The 20,278-nt window shown below is 72.9% G+C and carries 11 protein-coding genes; 4 read left to right on the forward strand and 7 right to left on the reverse strand.

The window, feature by feature from the left end:
* Positions 1 to 26 precede the first annotated feature (26 nt).
* From NAEX_RS41910 to hutH, 3 genes are all read right to left on the reverse strand, one after another.
* On the reverse strand, positions 27 to 515 hold the full coding sequence (locus NAEX_RS41910) for a hypothetical protein (protein ID WP_096333069.1): 489 nt from the start codon (positions 513 to 515) through the stop codon (positions 27 to 29).
* A 10-nt stretch (positions 516 to 525) separates the two neighbouring features.
* The gene (locus NAEX_RS41915; protein ID WP_096333070.1) at positions 526 to 1,326 is read right to left on the reverse strand and encodes a hypothetical protein; all 801 of its coding nucleotides are present in this window, start codon (positions 1,324 to 1,326) and stop codon (positions 526 to 528) included.
* A gap of 267 nt (positions 1,327 to 1,593) precedes the next feature.
* Positions 1,594 to 3,141 (reverse strand): histidine ammonia-lyase, encoded by a 1,548-nt coding sequence (gene hutH, locus NAEX_RS41920; protein ID WP_096333071.1) that lies wholly within the window; start codon positions 3,139 to 3,141, stop codon positions 1,594 to 1,596.
* 230 nt (positions 3,142 to 3,371) lie between these two features.
* Between hutH and NAEX_RS41925 the strand changes: the two genes are divergently transcribed.
* Both NAEX_RS41925 and NAEX_RS41930 read left to right on the forward strand, forming a co-directional pair.
* A complete protein-coding gene (locus NAEX_RS41925; RefSeq protein WP_096333072.1) occupies positions 3,372 to 5,561 on the forward strand; it encodes a serine/threonine-protein kinase in 2,190 nt (729 codons plus the stop codon).
* 90 nt (positions 5,562 to 5,651) lie between these two features.
* The gene (locus NAEX_RS41930) at positions 5,652 to 7,358 is read left to right on the forward strand and encodes a serine/threonine protein kinase (protein ID WP_143140659.1); all 1,707 of its coding nucleotides are present in this window, start codon (positions 5,652 to 5,654) and stop codon (positions 7,356 to 7,358) included.
* A 73-nt stretch (positions 7,359 to 7,431) separates the two neighbouring features.
* Here the strand turns inward: NAEX_RS41930 and NAEX_RS41935 are convergent, their stop codons facing one another.
* Complete coding sequence (locus tag NAEX_RS41935) at positions 7,432 to 10,494, reverse strand: NAD(P)-binding protein (protein ID WP_096333074.1); 3,063 nt, start codon at positions 10,492 to 10,494, stop codon at positions 7,432 to 7,434.
* A 302-nt stretch (positions 10,495 to 10,796) separates the two neighbouring features.
* Here NAEX_RS41935 and NAEX_RS41940 point away from each other — a divergent pair, with 302 nt between their 5' ends.
* Together NAEX_RS41940 and NAEX_RS41950 are read left to right on the forward strand one after the other, a co-directional pair.
* Positions 10,797 to 12,323 (forward strand): lyase, encoded by a 1,527-nt coding sequence (locus NAEX_RS41940; RefSeq protein ID WP_143140658.1) that lies wholly within the window; start codon positions 10,797 to 10,799, stop codon positions 12,321 to 12,323.
* Between the two features lie 178 nt (positions 12,324 to 12,501).
* Entirely contained in the window at positions 12,502 to 14,025 is a 1,524-nt protein-coding gene (locus tag NAEX_RS41950; RefSeq protein ID WP_143140657.1) for a lyase, read from the forward strand.
* Between the two features lie 76 nt (positions 14,026 to 14,101).
* Here the strand turns inward: NAEX_RS41950 and NAEX_RS41955 are convergent, their stop codons facing one another.
* The 3 genes from NAEX_RS41955 to NAEX_RS41965 form a co-directional block, all read right to left on the reverse strand.
* On the reverse strand, positions 14,102 to 18,358 hold the full coding sequence (locus NAEX_RS41955) for a serine/threonine-protein kinase (protein ID WP_096333078.1): 4,257 nt from the start codon (positions 18,356 to 18,358) through the stop codon (positions 14,102 to 14,104).
* Positions 18,359 to 18,581: 223 nt separating this feature from the next.
* Entirely contained in the window at positions 18,582 to 19,694 is a 1,113-nt protein-coding gene (locus NAEX_RS41960; protein WP_096333079.1) for an S-(hydroxymethyl)glutathione dehydrogenase/class III alcohol dehydrogenase, read from the reverse strand.
* Positions 19,695 to 19,704: 10 nt separating this feature from the next.
* Positions 19,705 to 20,259 (reverse strand): hypothetical protein, encoded by a 555-nt coding sequence (locus NAEX_RS41965; RefSeq protein WP_100793036.1) that lies wholly within the window; start codon positions 20,257 to 20,259, stop codon positions 19,705 to 19,707.
* Between the last annotated feature and the right edge of the window lie 19 nt (positions 20,260 to 20,278).

The following is a 20,278-nucleotide window of genomic DNA, read 5'->3' on the forward strand; positions in this document are numbered from 1 at the left end:
CGCGCGCGGTAGCGATCCGCGAGGGTTCAGGTCGGGCCGGCAGGGCGGCCGCGCAGGCGCGGGAGCAGCACGATCGACTGGCCGGGGCGGGCGGCGAGCGCCTGCTCGAAGGGACAGGCGGCCTGTTCGAAGGGGCAGGTGAAGCCGGCCGGGATCGCGCCGCAGGCGAGGGCCTCGCGGGCCTGCGAGTGGGCGCGGCAGATGTGGAAGGTGCGATCGACGAGGAAGAACTGGACGCCGGTGTTGCTGATGAACTCGCACAGCTCCTGCTTCCACATCGCGGTCTCCGGCGCGTTCTCGGGGTCGACGTACATGCCGTGGAGCTCGATCGGCAGCTCGTGCCACTCGGTCTTGCCGTCGACGATGGTGGCGTAGAAGGCGGTGTCCTCGGCGCGCTCGTCGTAGAGGGCGGTGAACTCGGCCCGCGCGGCGTCGTCGAGGCCGGCCCACCAGGCCTCGATGGCGGCCAGGTGGTCGCGGGACAGCAGGCGCGTGGCCTCGGCCGGGAGCTTCACGGCGCGGACCTCAGGGGCCGAAGACGGTGCAGATGAAGGGGCCGGAGCCGGGCAGGAGGCTGGCGGCGCACATCTTGGCCCACTCGTCGGGGCCGAGCGTGCCGGCGAGCAGGCCCATGCAGTGCTCGCCGTTCTCGCTGCACGGGAAGTCACCCGGCTCGCAGGTCAGCTGGCCGAAGATGGCCTGATAGGCCTGCTTGAGGCCGTCGTCGTCGCCGGGGCACATGTAGACGCCGTCGCAGTGCATGCCCGGCATGATCGGCGGCTCGGCCAGGCCGGCGCCGTCGAACTCGTCGGAGTTGCAGTGGTCGGCGGCGGCGCACGAGAGGGCGCAGGCCTCCGCGGTGGGGAAGAACTTGTCGCAGTCGGGCTCGCAGCCGCAGCCGGAGCGCAGGGTGCAGTCGGTGCCGTCGAAGGCCCAGCCGATGATCGCCGCGCACTCGCCGTAGTCGCCGGTGGCCGGGGCGCACTGCGGGTCGACGGCGCCGGTGTCGTCGGTGGTCGAGGTGCCGGGGACGGTGGTCGAGGTCGTGGTGGTCGAGGTCGCGGGTTCGGTGGTCGAGGTCGCGGGCTCGGTGGTCGAGGTGGTGGAGGTCGAGGTCGTGGGCGCCGTGGTCATGCCGCCGGTCGCGGTGCCGCCGGTCGCGGTGCCGCCGGTGGTGGTGAGGTCGCCGGTCGGCGCGGTGGTCCCGGCCGTGGTGCCCGTCGTGGTGGCGGTGCCGGTGCCGTTGCTCGTCTCGGTGGTGCCGGGGTCGCTGGGGTTGCAGGCGAGCAGGGCGGCGAGGACGAGGGCGAAGTCAAGCGAGCGCATGGCGACGAGGGTAGGGCGGGACGGCGCCCGTCGCAAGCAGCGGCGGGAGCACGGAGCCGCCGCGGGGACGGCGGGGTCAGGGGCGCGGCCGCCCGTCGGCTGTCCCAGGGGACATGTGCGGGCGGCCGGGCCGAGGCGATTCGGACATCGGTGGAGCGTGAGGTGGCGACTCCCGGCCAAGCGCGCCGGGGAGCGGCGATGGCTCTCTGTTGGAGAGGACATGTCGTTTCGGACATGTCCTGGAGATCCGAGGCCGCGACGTCCGGCTCACGCCCGGTCGAGCGGCGAGGCGACGTCGGCGGCCCGACGCAGCTCGCCGCGCAGGATCGCGGCGGCCAGGGCCTCGGTGTCGCCGCTCGGGCTGCGGTCGCCGGTCCAGGCGGGGACGTGGGCGCGGATCGCCGCGTGGACGCGGCGCAGCGGCGCGCTGGTCGGGTGCGGGCGCAGGTCGAGGCCGCGGGCGGCGGCGATCGCCTCGATCGCGAGCACGCGCGCGAGGTTGTCGACCACGCTGCGCAGCTTGCGGGCGGCGATCGGGCCCATGCTGACGTGGTCCTCCTTGCCGGCGGAGGTCGGGATGGTGTCGACCGAGGCGGGGAAGCTGAGCGCCTTGCACTCGCTGGCCAGCGCCGAGGCGGTGACGTGGGCCATCATCAGGCCGCTCTCGACACCTGGTCTTTCGGCCAGGAAAGCCGGGAGGCCGCGCGAGGTCGCCGGATTGAGCATGCGGTCGGTGCGGCGCTCGCTGATGGTGGCGAGGGTGGTGAGCGCGGCGGTCATGTGATCGAGCGGGAGGGCGACGGTGCCGGCGTGGAAGTTGCCGCCGCTGAGGACGTCGAAGCCGCCGCCCGCGTGCGCGAGCACCAGCGGGTTGTCGGTGAAGCTGTTGAGCTCGATCTGGACCGCGCCGGCGACGTAGGCGAAGGCGTCGCGCGCGGCCCCGTGGACCTGCGGCATGCAGCGCAGGGCGTAGGCGTCCTGGACCTCGCCGCAGTCCCGGTGCGAGGCGCGGAGCGGCGAGTCGATCAGCAGGGCGCGGGCGATCGCGGCGCTCTCGCGCTGGCCGGCGTGGGGCTTGCCGGCGTGGATCCGCGGGTCGGTGGCGGTGACGGTGCCGAGCAGGGCGTCGATGCTGAGGCTGCCGAGGATGTCGGCGGCGGCGATCAGCTCGGCGGCGTCGCACAGGGCCAGGGCGCCGACGGCGGTGGTGACCTGGGTGCCGTTGATCAGGCTCAGGCCCTCCTTGGGGCCGAGGCGCAGCGGCGTCAGGCCGGCGCGCGCGAGGGCCTCGGCGCCGGGGATGATCTGTCCTTCGGACCAGGCGAAGCCCTCGCCGATGGCGACCAGGGCCAGATGGGCCAGCGGGGCCAGGTCACCGCTGGCGCCGACGCTGCCCTGGCTGGGGACGACCGGGAGGACGCCGCGGGCCAGCATCTGCAGCAGGAACTCGGGGACGGCCGGCGACACGCCGCTGGCCCCGAGCGCGAGGGTGTGGGCGCGCAGCAACAGCAGGGCGCGCACGACGTCGGCGGTGAACGCCGGGCCGACCCCGGCCGCGTGGCTGCGCAGCAGGTTCTGCTGCAAGATCCCGAGCTCGTCGGGGGCGATCTTCGCGTCGGACAGGGCGCCGAAGCCGGTGTTGACGCCGTAGATGATCGCGCCGCCGGCCAGGGCCCGCTCGAGGTGATCCCGCGTCCGTCGCAGCTCGTCGCGCGCCTCGGCGGCGAGCGAGACGGCGGCGCCGCGGCGGGCGACAGCGTCCACGTCGCGCAGGGCTATCGTGTGGCCGATCACGACGGATTCAGGGCTCGTCATGGCGAGGGAGCCTACCCCCGACGTCCCCGAACCGCGTGCGGGGCCGCCAGGGAGGTGCCGCACGCGGCCGACGTGCAGGCGGCAGCGCAGGCGAGCGCCCTCGCGGGTGCGTCGGCGCGGTCGCACCGGCGGGCTCGGGCGCACGCTCCAGCGGGTCGCGGCGGCGGCGCTCGGGCGGGGCCCTGGTCTGCGTTGACCGCGCCGCGCCGCCCGCTTAGGCTGGGCCAGACATGAAGCGCTGCCCGGTCTGCGGCACGGAGTACCCCGTGTCTCAAGGCTTTTGCCCGATGGACGGCAACCCGTTGGCCGAGGACTCGAGCGGGCGCACGAACCAGGACTGGCGGGTCCCGGCGCGCGCCCCCGAGAGCGCAGCGGAGGCCGCACCCCAGGTCGCGGACTCGCGCTCACCCGCCCGTACCGTGCTGGCGTTGCGCCCGCCCGTTGGGCCAGGTCCTCAGGGGCAGGTCCCAAAGGCCAGCAACGGCGGCGCGGCGGGGTTGATGCAGGCGCCGACGGCCGCGGCGGTGCCGGTCGAGCAGGCGCTGCCGAACGGGGCGTTCTTCCCGGCGGGCGGGCTGTCGCGGCCGAAGAGCGAGGCGGTCAAGACGGCGCCGCCGGAAGAGGCGCTGGTCGGTCGCGTGCTCGATCAGCGCTACCGCATCGAGGAGCCGATCGGGTTCGGCGGCATGGGCGTGGTCTACAAGGCGCGCCACGTCATCATCGACAAGCCGCTGGCGATCAAGCTGCTGCGCCAGGAGCACGCGTCGCAGGCCGACATCATCAAGCGCTTCTTGCTCGAGGCGCAGGTCGCCTCGCGGGTCAAGCACCCGAACATCGTCGACATCAGCGACTACGGCCAGATCCCCGGCGGCACCGCCTACTACGCGATGGAGTACCTGACCGGCGAGACGCTGGCGGCCCGCATCGATCGCGGCGGTCGGCTCGAGCCGCAGCTGGCGCTCGAGATCGCGGCGCAGATCCTCGCCGGGCTGCAGGCGGCGCACACCGGCAAGATCATCCACCGCGATCTCAAGAGCGAGAACATCTTCCTGTGCGACGGGCCCGACGGCGGGGTGCAGATCAAGATCCTCGACTTCGGCATCGCCCGCGTGCGCGACAAGAAGACGCGGCTCACCGCCAACGGGGCGCTGATCGGCACGCCGGCGTACATGTCCCCGGAACAGGCGCAGGGCCAGGAGGCCGACGAGCGCTCCGACCTCTACGCGTTCGGCGTGATCCTGTTCGAGATGCTGGCGGGGCGCGTGCCGTTCAAGCTGGCGACGGTGGCGATGGTGTTGTCGGCGCAGATCTTCGACACCCCGCCGGGGCTGCGAGAGGTCGAGCCGGACGCGCCGGATCTGCCGAACGTCGAGCGGCTGATCCGTCTGCTGCTGGCGAAGAACCGCGACGAGCGGCCGCAGACCGCCGCCGAGGCGCTCAGCTTGCTCAAGGCGGCGGCCGAGCTCGACGCGGCGCCCAACTCGCCGCGCGGGCGGCGGCCGACGGTGACGATCGGCTCGTGGGGCGTGGCCGAGGGCAATTCGCCGACGACCGCGCGCGGCGAGACGCCGGTGCCCCCGGCGACCCCGGAGGCGGCGGACGAGGCCGAGGACGCGGCGACGACCCGCGCGGTGTCGCCGTCGGGGCGGATCGAGCGGCGACCCAGCGTGATCGTCCAGCACGGCACGCACGTCGAGCGGATCGCCGCGCCGCCGACGCGGGCGCAGACCGGCGAGATCCCAGGTCGCCCGCCGATCACCGGCCTCATGCCCGCGCCGCGAGCGGCGAGCAGCGGGCCGCCGACGCTGCTGATCGTCGCGGCCGCGGCGAGCATCGGCGCCGCGCTGACGGTGACGCTCTACAAGCAGTACTACCGCAAGCCGCAGGTCGCACCGCCGGCCGCGACGGCGCCGGCCGTGCTGCCGCAGCCGCCGGAGCGGATCAACCTGACCTTCGAGTCAGATCCGCCGGGCGCCAAGGTGCTGCGCGACGGGGTCGAGGAGCTCGGAGTGACGCCGTTCGTGTTCGCGGTCGATCCCCAGGGCCCGCTCCGCCGATACGTGTTTCGCCTCGCAGATCACCAGGACACGGCCACCGAAGTCGCACCGGGCAAGTCTCACGAGAAGGTCCGCGTGGTCATGCGACCCCTGCCGCCTCCGGCGCCGCCGCCCGGCCCACCCGTGGAGCCGGCCCCGGCGGTCGTGGGCACTCCGCCGACACCGACGCCGCCGACGCCAGCGCCCGCCGATGCAAAGACGGGCTCGAAGACGCCGAAGGGGAATGCCAAGCCGCCGCCGGCGTCCAAGACCCCGGCGACGGAGACCACCCCGGCGCCGCTACCGGAGCAAAAGCCGGTGGAGCCGGAGGCCGAGGAGAGCGACGTCGGCGAGCTGAAGAACCCGTTTCCCAAGAAGAAGTGACGGGCGAGCGTGAGGTCCGGGGGCGCGCGGCCCAGTACCCGGACCGGGTCGTAAGGTGGTAAGCACGCGGGCAGCCGGAGCATTGCGGACGTGTCAAACCAGGCGGCGACGTTGATCTACGGCAAGGGGAATTCGGAAGCTGTCTCGGAGGACAGCCCGGTGGTCAGCTCGCCGGCCACGGCCCAGGCGGACCCGCCCGTCGATCCGTTGCTGCCGGTGATCCCGCCCGCGCCCGACCTGACCGGCACGCTGCTCCTCGATCGCTATTGTCTGCTGCGCAAGCTCGGCGTCGGCGGCATGGGCACCGTCTACGAGGCCGAGCACGTCACGATCAAGAAGCGCTGCGCGATCAAGATCCTGAACCCCGAGTTCGCGCACCGCAGCGAGCTGGTCGAGCGCTTCCTGCAGGAGGCCCGCGCGGCCTCGATGATCGGCCACGAGAACGTCGTCGAGATCACCGACTTCGGCGCGACGCCGACCGGCTCGGTGTTCTTCGTGATGGAGATGCTTGTCGGCGAGGACCTGTCGGAGACGATCAAGCGCTCGGCGCCGCTGCCGTGGTCGCGGGCCGCCGGCATCACGATGCAGATCTGCCGCGCCCTGCAGGCCGCGCACGACAAGGGCATCATCCACCGCGACATGAAGCCGGAGAACTGCTTCCGCATCGAGCGGAGCGGCAACCCCGACTTCATCAAGGTGCTCGACTTCGGCATCGCCAAGCTGACCGGCGAGGACGGCGGCTCCGGCCGCCTCACCAGCACGGGGATGATCTTCGGCACGCCGACGTACATGTCCCCCGAGCAGGCCCAGGGCGAGCGGGTCGATCACCGCGCCGACGTGTACGCGGTCGGCGTGATCCTCTACGAGCTCGTGACCGGGAAGGTGCCGTTCACGGCCGACAACTTCATGGGGATCCTGACGAAGCACATGTTCGAGGATCCGCCGGCGCCCAGCGAGGTGGCGCCCGAGGCCGGGATCTTGCCCGAGGTCGAGGCGCTGATCCTCAAGGCGATGCAGAAGGACCGCGGGCTGCGGTTCCAGAGCCTGCGCGAGCTGATGGACGGGATCCAGGCCGTCGGCACCGACGCCGCCCCGGTGGTGGTGGTGCCCAATCGCGTCAGCCGGCCCAACACCGGCCCGACGCAGTTCCGCCCGCGCACCGCTCCGATCACGCTGCCCACCGTCGAGACGCCGGCGAGCCGCCGCGGGGGGGTGTTCGGCGTGGCCCTGGCGGTCGCGGCGATGCTCGGCGGCAGCGCGGTGGCGCTGTACGGGCTCGGCGCCGCCGAGGCGACCGAGCAACCTGCCCCGAAGGACACGCCGCCGCCGACCCAGCAAGTGGTGGTCGCCGCGCCGCCGCCGGTCGAGACGCCGACCAAGGTCGACGCGCCTCCGGTGGGGCCGCCCGACCCGCCGGCCGCGCCGGCGCGCGTGCGCGTGATCGTGGCCACCAACACGCCCGCCGAGGTGTTCGACGCGGCCGGGACGCACCGGCTCGGGATGAGCGGGGACGTCGGGGTGGCCCTCGCCGGCGCCGGCCCGCACAAGCTGCTGCTGCGCGCGGCCCAGCACGAGGACCTGCTCGTCGAGGTCAAGGAGCCGAGCGAGGGCCAGCGGTTCGAGTACACGCTGAAGCCCAAGGCGAAGAAGCCGAGCGTCGTCAAGACGAACAAGCCGCCCAAGGACCCCGCCGACAGCAAGAAGCCGCCGGTCGAGACGCCGACCCCGCCGCCCGAGAACCCGGGAAGCGGGACCAAGTTCGGCCTCAAGGACCCGTTCAAGAAGATGGGCGGCTAGCTGGCGCTTCGGGCATGTCGGAGCGGGCATGCTCGAAGGGGCATGCCCGAAGGGGCATGCCCGAATCGACACGTCACGCCGCCCACACCACGTCGCCGGCGCCGATCGTGAAGTCGAGCTCGGTGTAGAAGGTCGCCAGCGCGGGGACGCGGGCGCGCTCGAGGTCGCCGCCCTCGGCGCGCAGGCCCAGCTCGGCGAGCAGGCCGGAGCGGCGCAAGATCCGGAGCTGCAGCGCGCCGGGGAGCTGGGCGGCCACCCGCGGGGCGCCGGCGCGGGTGCAGGGGGCCTCGACGATCGCCTGGTAGCAGGCGCGGTCGCAGGCGGCGGCGTCGCGGTACTGCTTGAGGAACACCATCCGCAGGCCGCCTGTCCGCAGGGACAGGGTGAGCGCGCGCAGCAGGCGGAGCTGGCCGGCCAGGTCGACGCCGCGGCCGGCCAGCCAGGCGGGGTCGAAGCCGGAGCGCAGGGCGTCGGCGAGCGAGCGGACGCGGCTCCTGGCGCTGCCGTCGAGGCGGGCGTCGATCAGCCGCTCCTCGCGCCAGGCGCCGCTGCGGCCGCTCGCGGGCGGCATCCAGGTGTCGACGCGCAGCTCGACGGCGCCGGTCGGGGCGGCCGGGAAGCCGAGCGTCGCCTGGCCTTTGGGGAAGCCGAGGACCTCGCGCCCGCCGAGCAGCGCCGCGCCGAGGTCGACCCAGAGGTACGGCATGTAGACGGCGACGCCGACCGGCGTCAGCCGCCCGGCCCGCCGCTCGCACACCGCGACCGGGACGAGGAAGCCGAAGTCGCGCTCGGGGACCACGCCGGGGGCGTCGACGGCCGACAACGCGTGGTTGTGCTGGGCGTAGAACACCACCGAGGGGCCGAGCGGGAGGTAGCAGCGCTCGGGGTTGAGGCCGAGGTGGCGCTCGCACAGATCGGCGAGGCGCTCCGGATCGGCGGCGAGGACGGCGGCGTACATCGCGGTGGCCCGGGCCTCGTACGGCGGCGAGGTCGACTCGTTGAGCGCGCGCTGGATGTAGCGCGGCCGCTCGCGCACGGGCGGGCGCAGGGCGGGGCGGCGCGCGGCCAGCCAGTCGTCGTGCAGCGCGATCGCCTCGCCGCTGATGACCTGGGCCGCGCGGATGCCCGACATCGTCGCGCCCTCGACGCAGCCGAGGTTCATCGGGTTCATGGTCCAGTCGCCGCACAGGACCAGGTTGTCGTAGCCGGACGCGCCGGCGTCGAGGCGGTGCAGGGTGCTGCCGCGGATCGATCGCACGTAGCGATCGGACGGGCTCAGGCACGGGCTGAAGTGCTGCCAGTCGAGCGGGTCGGCGTCGGCGTCGGTGCTGACGAGGACGCGATGATCGAGGCCGCCGCCGGGTTTCTGCGCGGCCGGCCACAGGTGGGCGCTGCTGCGCTGCAGGTGCTGCTCGACGAGCGTCCGGATCCGCGTGGTCTGGCGCGCGCAGTAGCCGTCGGCGTCCTCGCGGCGGACCGGCGGCGCCTCGTTGTCGTCCATCGCCGCCGTGAGGTAGGCGCAGCTGCCCGCAGGGACATGTCCCGGAAAGCTCTCACGCGGCAGCAGGTGGCTCATGTCGGCCCAGGTGTCGAGCGGCATGGCGTAGGGGATCATCACCGGCGGCGGCAACTGCCAGCCGGTCGAGGCCAGGTCGCCGCGGAACCACAGCTGGGCCGAGGCGGTGTGCGTGGTCTTGATGGCGCGCACCATCGCCGCGAAGCGCGGGTTGTTCGGGTCGGCGATCATCTCGGCGCACAGGGCCGGCACCGCGCCGAGGCCGATGCCGAGCAGCACGCGGTCGAAGTCGCGGCCGGCCTTGAGCACCAGCGGCTCGCGCGCGTCGGGCCACTGCGTGCCCCAGTCCTCGAGGTTCTCGCCGCTGCGCGCCAGCGCGTCGCCGTCCTCGAGCTGATCGTAGAGCGGCTCGCTCGGCCAGCACGGCAGGCCCTTCACGTCGTAGAGCGGCTCGTACGCGCGGTCGCCCTTGACGGCGACCTGGCGCCCGAACACGACCTCGTCGACGCGGCTGCGATCCGCCGACAGGCGCAGCGCGTCGGCGCGGTGGAAGAAGCGGAACTTGACCCCGCGCGCGCGCAGCACCAGGTACAGCGGCGCGAACACGACGTCGCCCATGCCGGCCTGCATCTTGTAGAAGAGCGCGCCGCGGTAGGTGTAGAGCATGCGCAGCGTCCAGTGCAGGGCCGTGCCGGCGCCGATCTCCTGGTCGGCCATGTAGGCGCCGGCGTAGACGCCCGCGACCGTGGACGCGGCGACGGCCTCGTCGCTCGCGCCGTGACGACGCAGCCAGGCGCGGAAGTCCTCGTGGTCGAGGCGGAGCCAGTCGACGGCGGTCTCTTCGACCAGGCGGTCGGCGATCATGCCGCGGATCATCGCCAGGGTGACGTCGACGGCGGTCCAGGCGACGCGGAGGTCGGGCCGGCGGCCGAGCAGCGGGGCACACAGGCGCCAGGTCCAGCGCGAGAACGCGAGCAGGCGGCCGAGCACGGCCTCCCGGCGCACGACCAGCAGACCGTCGCCGGGGCGCTGGAGGAACTCGCCGAGCTCGCCGAGCAGGCTCGCCACGCCGCGCCGGAGCAGCCGCAGCGCCGCGCGATCGCGGCGCGTGGCCGCCGGGTTCTTCAGCAGCGGCTGCTCGTCGAACAGATCGAGGAGGAAGGTCAGCATCTTCGGGATGAGCTCCGCCGGCGTCGGCGGCGCGGCCCCGAGGCCCGGTCGCTCGTCGTTGCGCGGGAACAGCAGCGGCTGGTGCTGCCACTGGCCGCCGCGCTGCTCCTCGAACACGACCAGCGAGTGCGGATGGAAGGCGTCCTCGAGGGTGCGCAGCGGGGCGCCCTCGGGCCGCGCGAGCTCGTCGTAGCAGCGGCGCAGGACCGAGAAGGCGTTGTCGTAGAAGCCGTAGAAGAGGTGGAGGCCGTGCTCCTCGATGCGGTCGAAGCGCCTCTGATTGCGCCCGCTGGCCCCCTTGCCGCCGAGCCGGTGGCCCATCTGATACACGGTGATGTCGTAGCGCTCGCGCCAGTCGGGGCGCGCGGTCAGCTCGAAGGCGGTGGTGAGGGCCGCCATGCCACCGCCGATGATCACGATCCGCTCGGGCTTGTTAAGTTGGATAACCATCGCCGATGTCAGCGGTGCGGCTCGGCCTCGCAGATCATCGTCGCCACGCGCGAGGAAAGTCCGCTCCGTCGACCCGCACCGCGCGGCCCCTGGCGACGCGCACCGCCGGAGTTTCACTGGCACGATCGATTTCTCGCGGGGGCGTGGTTCGGAAGGCCGGGCGAACCCGCGCGTCAAGCTCCGCAATGAGGGGTATCCTCGCAGAGGAGCCGCGTTCGATGGCGAGTTCTCCCTCGATTATAGGACAGGTGGATCCACTCTATTTTCTGCCGGACAGGGAATCACCCTGGTAGGGTGGCGGCATGCGTGACCTTCGTGTGTTGACCTGTCCTTGGGGCCTGGTCGTGTCTCTCGCCGCGCTCGCGTGCGGCGACGCCGGCTCCACCACTGCGTCCGCCTCCGAAACGCAAGGCAGCGACGCGACGACGACGCCTTCGACGACGACGACGACGGGGACGCCGACCACGACCGACGGCAGCGCCGCCAGCGACACCGCGTCGGGCACGATGGGCGACACGCAGGGGCAGACGACGACGACCACGGCGCCGACGTCGACGAGCTCGCCGACCAGCACGACCACCGACGCGACCAGCACGACGACTGGGACCGGCACGACCACGAGCACGACGACCGGCACGACCGACCCGATCGACACCTCGACGAGCTCCGGCGGCAACACCACCGATCCGTTCCCGTGCCAGCCGGGCGAGACCGAGGGCATGGGCGACATCGAGAAGAGCTTCCTGTGGGTCGCCAACTCCGATCAGGGCACGATCTCGAAGGTCGACACCCAGGGCGTGGTCGAGCTGGCGCGCTACCGCAGCGGGCCCGACGGCGAGAACTACCTCGACAACCCGTCGCGCACGGCGGTCAGCGTCGACGGCCGGTTCGTCGTCGTCAACAACCGCCAGTCGGGCTGGGTGACGATGATCGCCGCCAACCTCGAGGACTGCGTCGACAAGAACGGCAACGGGATGATCGAGACGTCGCAGAACCCGGCCGACATCCTGCCGTGGGGCAGCGACGAGTGCATCCGCTGGTCGACGCAGCTGCCGATCCAGGTCGGCAACATCGGCGCCGGCCCGCGCGGCGTGACGTGGACGCCCGGCACGTGGGACATGAACCTGTGTCAGTTCGTCGACCCGAAGGTGTGGGTCGGCTACCTGCCGCAGCAATTCTCGACGGCGCACATGGCCCGCCTCGACGGCGAGACCGGCGTGGTCGAGGAGACGGTGACGATCCCGAACTGGATCCACGGCTGGGCCGACTACGGCCCGTACGGCGCCGCGCTCGACAAGGACCTCAACGTGTGGTTCACCGGCCTGCGCGGCGAGCTGTTCCGCATCAACACGCAGATGGGCAACACGCTCGACCGCTGGCTGCCGCCGGGCGGCGACCAGCTCTACGGCATGACGGTCGACCCCGACGGCGACCCGTGGTTCGGCAACTGCAGCGGCCCGGTGTCGACCTTCAACCCGATGAACAACCAGTTCACGAGCATCGCCGGGACCAACGCGTGCCACCGCGGGCTCGCGGCCGACAAGGAGGGCGCGGTGTGGGTCGCGAGCAACGGGCCGTGCGGGGTGGCGCAGATCGATCACGTGACGAACACGCTGATCCAGTTCCACTCGCTCAACCCGTGCTCGACGCCGGTCGGCGTCAGCGTCGACGACGAAGGCTTCGTGTGGGTCGTCGACGAGTACCAGGGCGCGTGGAAGATCGACCCGCTGAACCCGAACATGAAGCAGTTCCTGCCGATCGCGGGCGACCACTACACGTACAGCGACATGACCGGCGGGCAGCTCAAGAGCGTGGTCCTGCCGCAGTGAGCGAGCGGCGACCCTGCGGCAGTGCTCGAAGCGGGCGCGCGCGGGACTGCGCGCGACTGCCGGTTCTCCGGGATGCCAGGGATTCCCTGGGAAGTTTGGGCGCGGATCCTGTCGGGGATGTGAGTGGATCCACCTGAAAATTGCTGCGAACACAGGTGGATCCGCTAGCCTGGTCGGCATGCACGCCTATCGGTTCTTGCCCTGTCTGTTGGGACTGGTCGTCGCGGCTTGTGGCGACGACAACACCACTTCCGCCAGCGAGGCGGCGCAGACCACCACGGAGACCTCGCCGACCTCGACGACGAATACGCCGACGACCACGCCGACGACCACCGTCGGGGACACCGACACGGCGTCGGGCACGGCGGGCGAGACTCAGGGGCAGACGACCACGACCGGGCCGACGTCGACCACGGCCGACACGACGAGCACGACCACCGATCCCGGCACCGCGACGGCGGTCGATCCGAGCACGACGAGCACCTCGACGACGACGACCACGGGGACGACGGCGGAGACGACCACGACGACATCGACCACCGGCGACCCGCCGAGCTGCATGCCGGGCGACACCGAGGGCATGGGCGACATCGAGAAGAGCTTCCTGTGGGTCGCCAACACCGATCAAGGCAGCATCTCCAAGGTCGACACGCAGTCCGTGGTCGAGCTGGCGCGCTACCGCAGCGGGCCGAGCGGGGGCACCGAGAGCCCGTCGCGCACGGCGGTCAGCGTCGACGGTCGCTTCGTCGTCGTCAACAACCGCGGCACCGGGCGCGTGACGATGATCGCGGCCAACGTCGACGACTGCAAGGACAAGAACAACAACGGGATGATCGAGACGTCGCAGACCAAGGACGACCTCCGGGCCTGGGACACCGACGAGTGCGTGCTGTGGTCGGTGGCGCTGCCGTTCAAGGGCGACATCGGCTCCGGCCCGCGCGGGGTGACGTGGACGCCGGGCGCCTGGGACATGAATCTGTGTCAGTTCGTCGAGCCGAAGGTGTGGGTCGGCTACCTGCCGGTGCAGAACGCGACGGCCCACATGGTCCGCCTGGACGGCATGACCGGCGTGGTCGAGGAGACGGTGACGATCCCCAACTGGCTGATCGGCGACACCTCCTGGGGACCCTACGGCGCGGCGCTCGACAAGAACCTCGACGTGTGGTTCACCGGCCTGCGCGGCGAGCTGTTCCGCCTCAACACCGCCCAGGACCCGGTCACCGTCGATCGCTGGGCGCCGCCGTTCAACCTGCAGTTCTACGGCATGACCGTCGACCCGGACGGCGACCCGTGGTTCGGCGGAAACTGCGGCCCTGTGTCGACCTTCGACCCGGACACGCAGCAGTTCATCGCCGTGCCCGGGACCGAGAACGGCTGCTACCGCGGGCTCGCGGCCGACAAGGACGGGCACGTGTGGGTGGCCGACAACGGCACCTGCGGGGTGGTGCAGATCGATCACGTGACGAACACGATGGTCCAGTTCCACACGCTGAACCCGTGCGGCATCCCGGTCGGCGTCAGCGTCGACGACGAGGGCTTCGTGTGGGTGGTCGACGAGTGGGTCGACGGCAACGGCGGCGGCGCGTGGAAGATCGACCCGCTGAACCCGAACATGAAGCAGTTCCTGCCGATCGCGGGCGACCACTACACGTACAGCGACATGACCGGCGGGCAGCTCAAGAGCGTGGTCCTGCCGCAGTGAGCGGGCGCGGGGCTGTCCGAGCGGACAGGTCCAATGCGCGAGCGAGCGGCTGTCCGATGAGACAGCTCGCCCGCGCTCACTCGGCCTCGCCGAGGATCTCGCGGACCTTCGCCTGGGCCAGGTAGCCGCGGCGCAGGTCCTCGTCGCGCAGGCCCTCGAGGCGGGCGCGCACGGCCGCGGCGGCGTCGGCGAGCAGCGCGGCCGACTCGGCGGGGCGAACGTCGGCGAGCAGGCGGCCGAGGTGGTGGATCGACAGCACCCCGTCGATCGGCGCCGCCCCGGCGCGGACCAGCGCGACCGCCTCCTCCTCGAGCGCGCGCGCGGTCGCGAGGTCGCCTGCGCGTTCGGACAGGCGCGAAAGGACATGTAACGCGCGACAGGTGGCGGTGCGCAGGCCGAGCCCGCGGGCGCGGGCCAGCACGTCCTCGGCCAGGGCGCGGGCCTCGTCGAGGTCGTCGGGGCTGCCGTCGAGCAGCGCGCGCGCCAGGCGGGCGCGGGCCCGCAGCTCCGTGCGGGCGTCGCCGCGGGCCGCGGCCGTGTCGGCGGCGTGCAGGAGCAGCGCCCGCGCGGCCTGGACGTCGCCGTGCTCGGCCGAGACCTCGCCGAGGTTGACGACGACCTCGACGAGCAAACCGGGGTGGCCGATCGCCTCGTGCAGCTCGAGCGCCTTGCGGAGGTAGCGCTCGGCGCGACGGTAGAGGCCGATCGCAGTGTAGACGATGCCGAGGTTGGCCAGCTTGGTGCCGGTCGCCGCGCGGTCGCCGAGGTCGCGGTCGACCTGCAGCGCGGCGCGGAAGTAATCGACGGCCTCCTGGTAGCGGGTGCCGCGGCCGGCGACCTCGCCGAGGCTGTTGAGCGCCTCGCCCTCGAGCCGCAAGAGGCCTGTCTTTTGGGCCAGGTGCAGCGTGGCCTCGAAGTTGACGACGGCCTCGGCCAGCCGGCCCTGCGCGAGCTGGGCCCGGCCGAGCGCGGCGTGGAGGCGGCAGCGCTGGGCCGCGGCCTCGGGCGGGCAGTGGGCCAGGCCGGCGGCGGCCAGGCGCTCGGCCTCCTCGGGCCGGTCGCGCGCGAGCATCAGCGCCGAGCCGAGCTCGCCGACGAGGCCGCGGTGCGGGTCGGCGTCGGGCAGCGACTCGGTCTGCCGGGCCAGCCGCGGGAACAATTGCTGGGCCCGCTGGATGCGCCCGCAGTCGAGGTAGAAGCGGAGCAGGCGGCCGAGCGCGAACACCTCGCGCTCGTTGTTGCCGAGCGCGAGCCGCAGCAGCGCCCGCAGATCGGCGCCCTGGGCCCGCCGGCGGCCCCACGCGGCCAGGATCGCCTCGCGCTCGCGCAGCGCGTCCCAGGCCCGCGGGTCGGCCTCGGGCCGCATCGACCGCAGCGCCAGCGACAGGTAGTAGTAGGCCTCGACGTTGCCGGCGACGTCGCGGGCGAACCGGGCCGCGCGCAGGGCCGGCTCGATCGCCGCCTCGGGCCGGCGCGCCTGGGCCCAGTGGTCGGCGATCGGGCCGTCGTCGCGGCCGGGCTGGTAGTCGGCGCGGGCCGCCTTGAGCTCGGCCGCGCGCGCGTGCATCGCCTCACATGTCCCGAGGGCCAGGTTGGCGCGGGCAACCTCGTGCAGGCTGAGGGTGGCGAACCGGGCCGACGGCGGGGCGCCGGCGGGCAGGGGCGGGCGCTCGAGCAGGCCGGCGTCGACCAGCGCGGCCAGCGGGGCGGCCAGCTCGGCCTGCGGGCGCTCGAGCAGGGCCGCGAGCTCGCCGGTCCGAAAGGTCAGGCCGAGCACCGCCGCGCCGTCGACGAGCGCGCGCGCCTCGGGGTCGAGCGCGTCGAGGCGGGCCAGCAGGGCGTCCTCGACGCTCGGCGGGACGTCGATGCGAGCGCCGCGCTGGTGGACCTTCCACAGCCGGCCGTCGTCGCCGGGGCCGATCACGCCGCGGCGCAGCAGGTCGGCCAGGGTCTCCTCGATGAACAGCGGGTTGCCGCCGGTGCGGGCGACGATCGCGGCGGCCAGCTCCTCGGCCTCGGCCGGGTCGTCGAAGCGGCGGACCACCAGCTCGCGGCGGGCGTGCTCGTCGAGCTCGCGCAGCTCGATCGTGTGGACCCGCGGCATCGCCCGCACCTCGTCGGCGCGCGGCCCGGGGCGGGCGGTGGCCAGGCCCATCAGCGGCAGGCTGTGCGGCTCCTGCAGCCACTCGCGCAAGAGGGACGCGCTGTGGGCGTCGACGTGGTGCAGGTCCTCGACCACCACCAGCACCGGTCGGCGCTGGGCGAGGGCGCGGATCAGCCGGCGGATCGGCCGCCACAGCCGCTCGCGCCGCGACTGCGGGTCGCTCGCGGCCTCGCTGTCCGGGCGGACATGTGCGATCGTACCTGTCCCCGGGGACACGCCGAGCGCGCGCGCGAGGGCCTGCGCCAGCTCGCCGGCGCCGATCACCCGCTCGCCGACCAGGCGCGACTCGATGTCGGCCGCGCTGGTCTCCGGACCGGCGTCGAGGAACTGGCGCAGCATCTCGTGGAACACCCCGAGCGGGACGTTGCGCCGGCGCCACTGGCCGCGCGCGCGCAGGACGACGCAGCCGCCGCGGGGCAGGGCGGCGAGGAAGCGGTCGAGCAGGGCGCGCTTGCCGATCCCCGGCCCGCCGACGACCAGCACGGTGCGCGCGACCCGGGTGCGGATCGCCTCGGCGAAGTTGTCGCGCAGGAGCTTGAGCTCGAGCTCGCGGCCGTACAGCGGCTGGCGCCCGCCGGCGGTGACGAGCCGCGGCGCGACCGCGGGCCCGAGCAGCGGCACCGCCTGCGCCAGCGCGCTGGCCCACGGCGGCAGCACGCCGCCGGTAAGATCGACCGCCCGCCGCGGCCGCACGACCTCGATCGCGCGCGGCGGCCCGAACTGCCACGCCGTCCCGAGCCGCGCCGCCAGGTCGCCGGCGACCAGCACCGGCCCGTCGAGCACGCCGTCGGCCATCGCCTGCAGGTGCCGCCGCAGGTCGTGCCCGACCTCGACCGTCGGCATGCCCGAAGGGACATGTCGGATCGGCAAGGGCGCGGCGGCCAGGACCACGCCGATCTGGTGCCCGGGCGCGGCCTCGCCGGCCGACTCGCGCAGCGCCAGCGCGGCCCGCAGCGCCGCCTCGTCGACGTCGCCGGCGTCGAGCACGGCGCCGAACACCATCAAGAGGCCGCGCGGGCCGAGCTCGCACACCTGCGCGTCGCGCTTGTAGGCGATGTCGCGGGCCAGCGCGTAGAACCGGGCCGGCTCGGCCGGAGCGTCGGCGCCGGGCGCGAGCGCCAGCGCGGCCTTGAGCAGCACGACGCGCCGGACCTCCGGCCGCGGCGGCGCGTGCAGCTGCGACTGCGAGCCCTCGATCTCGCGCGTGACCTCGGCGTCGCCCGAGCCGCGGGCGTACAGCGGATCGGGCACCCGCGCGGCGACGAAGGCCGACAGCACCTCGTCGTCGACGACCGGATCGGCGCGGTGGAGGAACGCCGCCAGCGCGCTCTGCAGCGCCCGCGCGCTGTCCCAGCGCTCGCCCGGCTCGCGCGCCAGGGCGCGGTCGACCACCGCGGCCAGCTCCTCGGGCACCTCGGGGGCGACGCGGCGCAGCGGCGGCAGCGGGCGCGTGCGGACCTGCTCGAGCGCGGCCATGCGGTCGGCGTCGCGGAACACGAGCTCGCCGGTGAGGAGCTCGTAGAGGACCACGCCGAGCGAGTAGATGTCGGAGCGGGCGTCGAGCGGCCAGCCGTTGGCCTGCTCGGGCGACATGTACGCGATCTTGCCGTGGATCGTGCTGTCCTCGGCGGCGCCGTCGCGGCGCGCCCTGGCTGCGGTGCGGGCGATCCCGAAGTCGAGGATCTTCACCGTGCCGGCGAGGCTCAGCATGATGTTGTGCGGGCTGATGTCGCGGTGGACGATCGCCAGCGGGCGGCCGAAGTCGTCGCGCTTGGCGTGGGCGTAGGCGAGGCCGGCGGCGACCTGGTGGGCGATGTACGCGGCGATGACGATCGGCACGCGCTCGCCTCGCTGGCCGACCAGCCGGACCATGCGCATCAGGTCGACGCCCTCGACCAGTTCCATGGCGAGGTAGAAGGCCCCGCCGACGCGGCCGAAGTCGAACACCTGGACGATGTTGGCGTGGTTGAGCCCGAGGGCGACCTCGGCCTCGGCGACGAACATCCGCATGAACTCGGGCTGATCGGCGACGTCGCTGCGGATCTTCTTGATGACGACGCGCTTCTTCAGCCCCTCGGCCACGCCGGCCTCGGCGAGGAACACGTCGGCCATGCCACCCTCGCCGATCCGCTGGATCAGGGTGTAGCGGCCGAAGATCTGCGGCGTCATGGGCACGAGCGCGCGCAGTGTAGCAGCCCGCGCGTTTCGCCCGGCGCGCCGACCCCGTGAGACTTCGGGGCGCACGCACCTTCGCGCGCGGGATCACGGCCGCGCATGGCGGCGCGCGTCGGCGGGCGGACGCCGCTGTCGGTGCGGCGCGCTTTTTGAGCAAAGAAGCGGCCGCGGGGGCCGTCGCTGCCGGTTCGCCGGCCTCGTAGGCGGAGGGCCGCGCTCAGAAGGTGACGACGGTGCGGATCGACTCGCCGTGGTGCATGAGGTCGAACGCCTCGTTGATCTTCTCGACCGGCAGGACGTGGGTGATGAGGTCGTCGATGTTGATCTTCTTGTCCATGTACCAGTCGACGATCTTCGGCACGTCGCGGCGGCCCTTGGCGCCGCCGAACGCGGAGCCCTTCCAGACGCGGCCGGTGACCAGCTGGAACGGGCGCGTGCTGATCTCTTCGCCGGCGCCCGCGACGCCGATGATCACCGACGTGCCCCAGCCCTTGTGACAGCACTCGAGCGCCTGTCGCATGACGTTGACGTTGCCGACGCACTCGAACGAGAAGTCGGCGCCGCCGCCGGTGAGGTTGACGATGTGGGCCACCAGCTCGTTCGCCGGCACCTGGCTGGCGTCGACGAAGTGGGTCATGCCGAAGCGCTCGGCGATGGCCTTGCGGCCGGGGTTGAGGTCGACGCCGACGATCATGTTGGCGCCGACCATGCGCGCGCCCTGGATGACGTTGAGGCCGATGCCGCCGAGGCCGAACACCACGACGTTGTCGCCCGGGCGGACCTTGGCGGTGTTGATGACCGCGCCGACGCCGGTGGTCACGCCGCAGCCGATGTAGCAGACCTTGTCGAACGGGGCGTCCTCGCGGATCTTGGCGACCGCGATCTCGGGCAGCACGGTGTAGTTCGCGAACGTCGAGCAGCCCATGTAGTGGAACAGCTTCTTGCCGTCGATCGAGAACCGGCTGGTGCCGTCAGGCATGAGGCCCTGGCCCTGGGTCGCGCGGATCGCCTGGCACAAATTGGTCCTTTCGGACAGGCAGAACTTGCACTGGCGGCACTCGGGCGTGTAGAGCGGGATCGCGTGGTCGCCCTTCTTCACCGACGTCACGCCGGGGCCGACGTCGACCACCACGCCGGCGCCTTCGTGGCCGAGGATGGTCGGGAACAGCCCCTCCGGGTCCTTGCCGGACAGGGTGAACGCGTCGGTGTGGCACACCCCCGTCGCCTTGATCTCGAGCAAAACTTCGCCGGCGCGTGGTCCTTCGAGATCGACGGTCTCGATCGAGAGGGGCGCGCCGGCACGATGAGCGACTGCAGCCTTGACCTTCACCCGGGGACGATTAGCCCGGGCAGACCAAGTTGTCGAGAGGCTCGCAACCCACGACCCACTGCTCGGGGTCGAGGCAGGCCGCGGAGGGCGCCTGCAGGCAGTCGAGGAAGAAGGCGCTCGGCTGCAGCTCGCAGCGGAACACGCCCTTCAGCCAGCGGCCGCCGGCGTCGCTCTCGCCGGAGGCCTGCCGCAGCGCCACGCCCGGGCTGACGATCGCGTAGTCGAGGCGCGCCGTCGCGTCGCTGAACTCGGCCACCGTCTCGATGAGGCCCGGCTCGCCGCGCGCGAGGCTGGTGAACACGCAGAGATCGCTGGGGCTGAAGGCGGAGGCCGTCAGGTCGGCGTCGAAGCCGGTGCCCAGGAACGGGAACTCGCACGGCGCCGTCAGCTCGCACTCGAGCAGCTGTCGCGGCAGCGGCTCCATCGCCTCCTCGTCGCCGGTCTCCCCGCCCTCGTCGCCGCCGTCGTCGGTCCCGCCGGCCTGGAGATAAGGGCCGCCGGTGTCCGCGGCGCAGGCGGGAGCGAGCGCGAGGAGGGTGACGAGGACGCTGACGTGGCGGGCCATGACGCCGGACGACATTGCA

Source organism: Nannocystis exedens (genome assembly GCF_002343915.1).
Lineage (GTDB): Bacteria > Myxococcota_A > Polyangia > Nannocystales > Nannocystaceae > Nannocystis > Nannocystis exedens.

Bases quoted from the DNA above. Each gene is read 5' to 3' on its own strand.
- NAEX_RS41950 (WP_143140657.1), top strand. From the start codon at position 12,502: ATGCACGCCTATCGGTTCTTGCCCTGTCTGTTGGGACTGGTCGTCGCG.
- NAEX_RS41925 (WP_096333072.1), top strand. From the start codon at position 3,372: ATGAAGCGCTGCCCGGTCTGCGGCACGGAGTACCCCGTGTCTCAAGGC.
- NAEX_RS41955 (WP_096333078.1), bottom strand. From the start codon at position 18,358: ATGACGCCGCAGATCTTCGGCCGCTACACCCTGATCCAGCGGATCGGC.
- hutH (WP_096333071.1), bottom strand. From the start codon at position 3,141: ATGACGAGCCCTGAATCCGTCGTGATCGGCCACACGATAGCCCTGCGC.
- NAEX_RS41940 (WP_143140658.1), top strand. From the start codon at position 10,797: ATGCGTGACCTTCGTGTGTTGACCTGTCCTTGGGGCCTGGTCGTGTCT.
- NAEX_RS41965 (WP_100793036.1), bottom strand. From the start codon at position 20,259: ATGGCCCGCCACGTCAGCGTCCTCGTCACCCTCCTCGCGCTCGCTCCC.
- NAEX_RS41935 (WP_096333074.1), bottom strand. From the start codon at position 10,494: ATGGTTATCCAACTTAACAAGCCCGAGCGGATCGTGATCATCGGCGGT.
- NAEX_RS41915 (WP_096333070.1), bottom strand. From the start codon at position 1,326: ATGCGCTCGCTTGACTTCGCCCTCGTCCTCGCCGCCCTGCTCGCCTGC.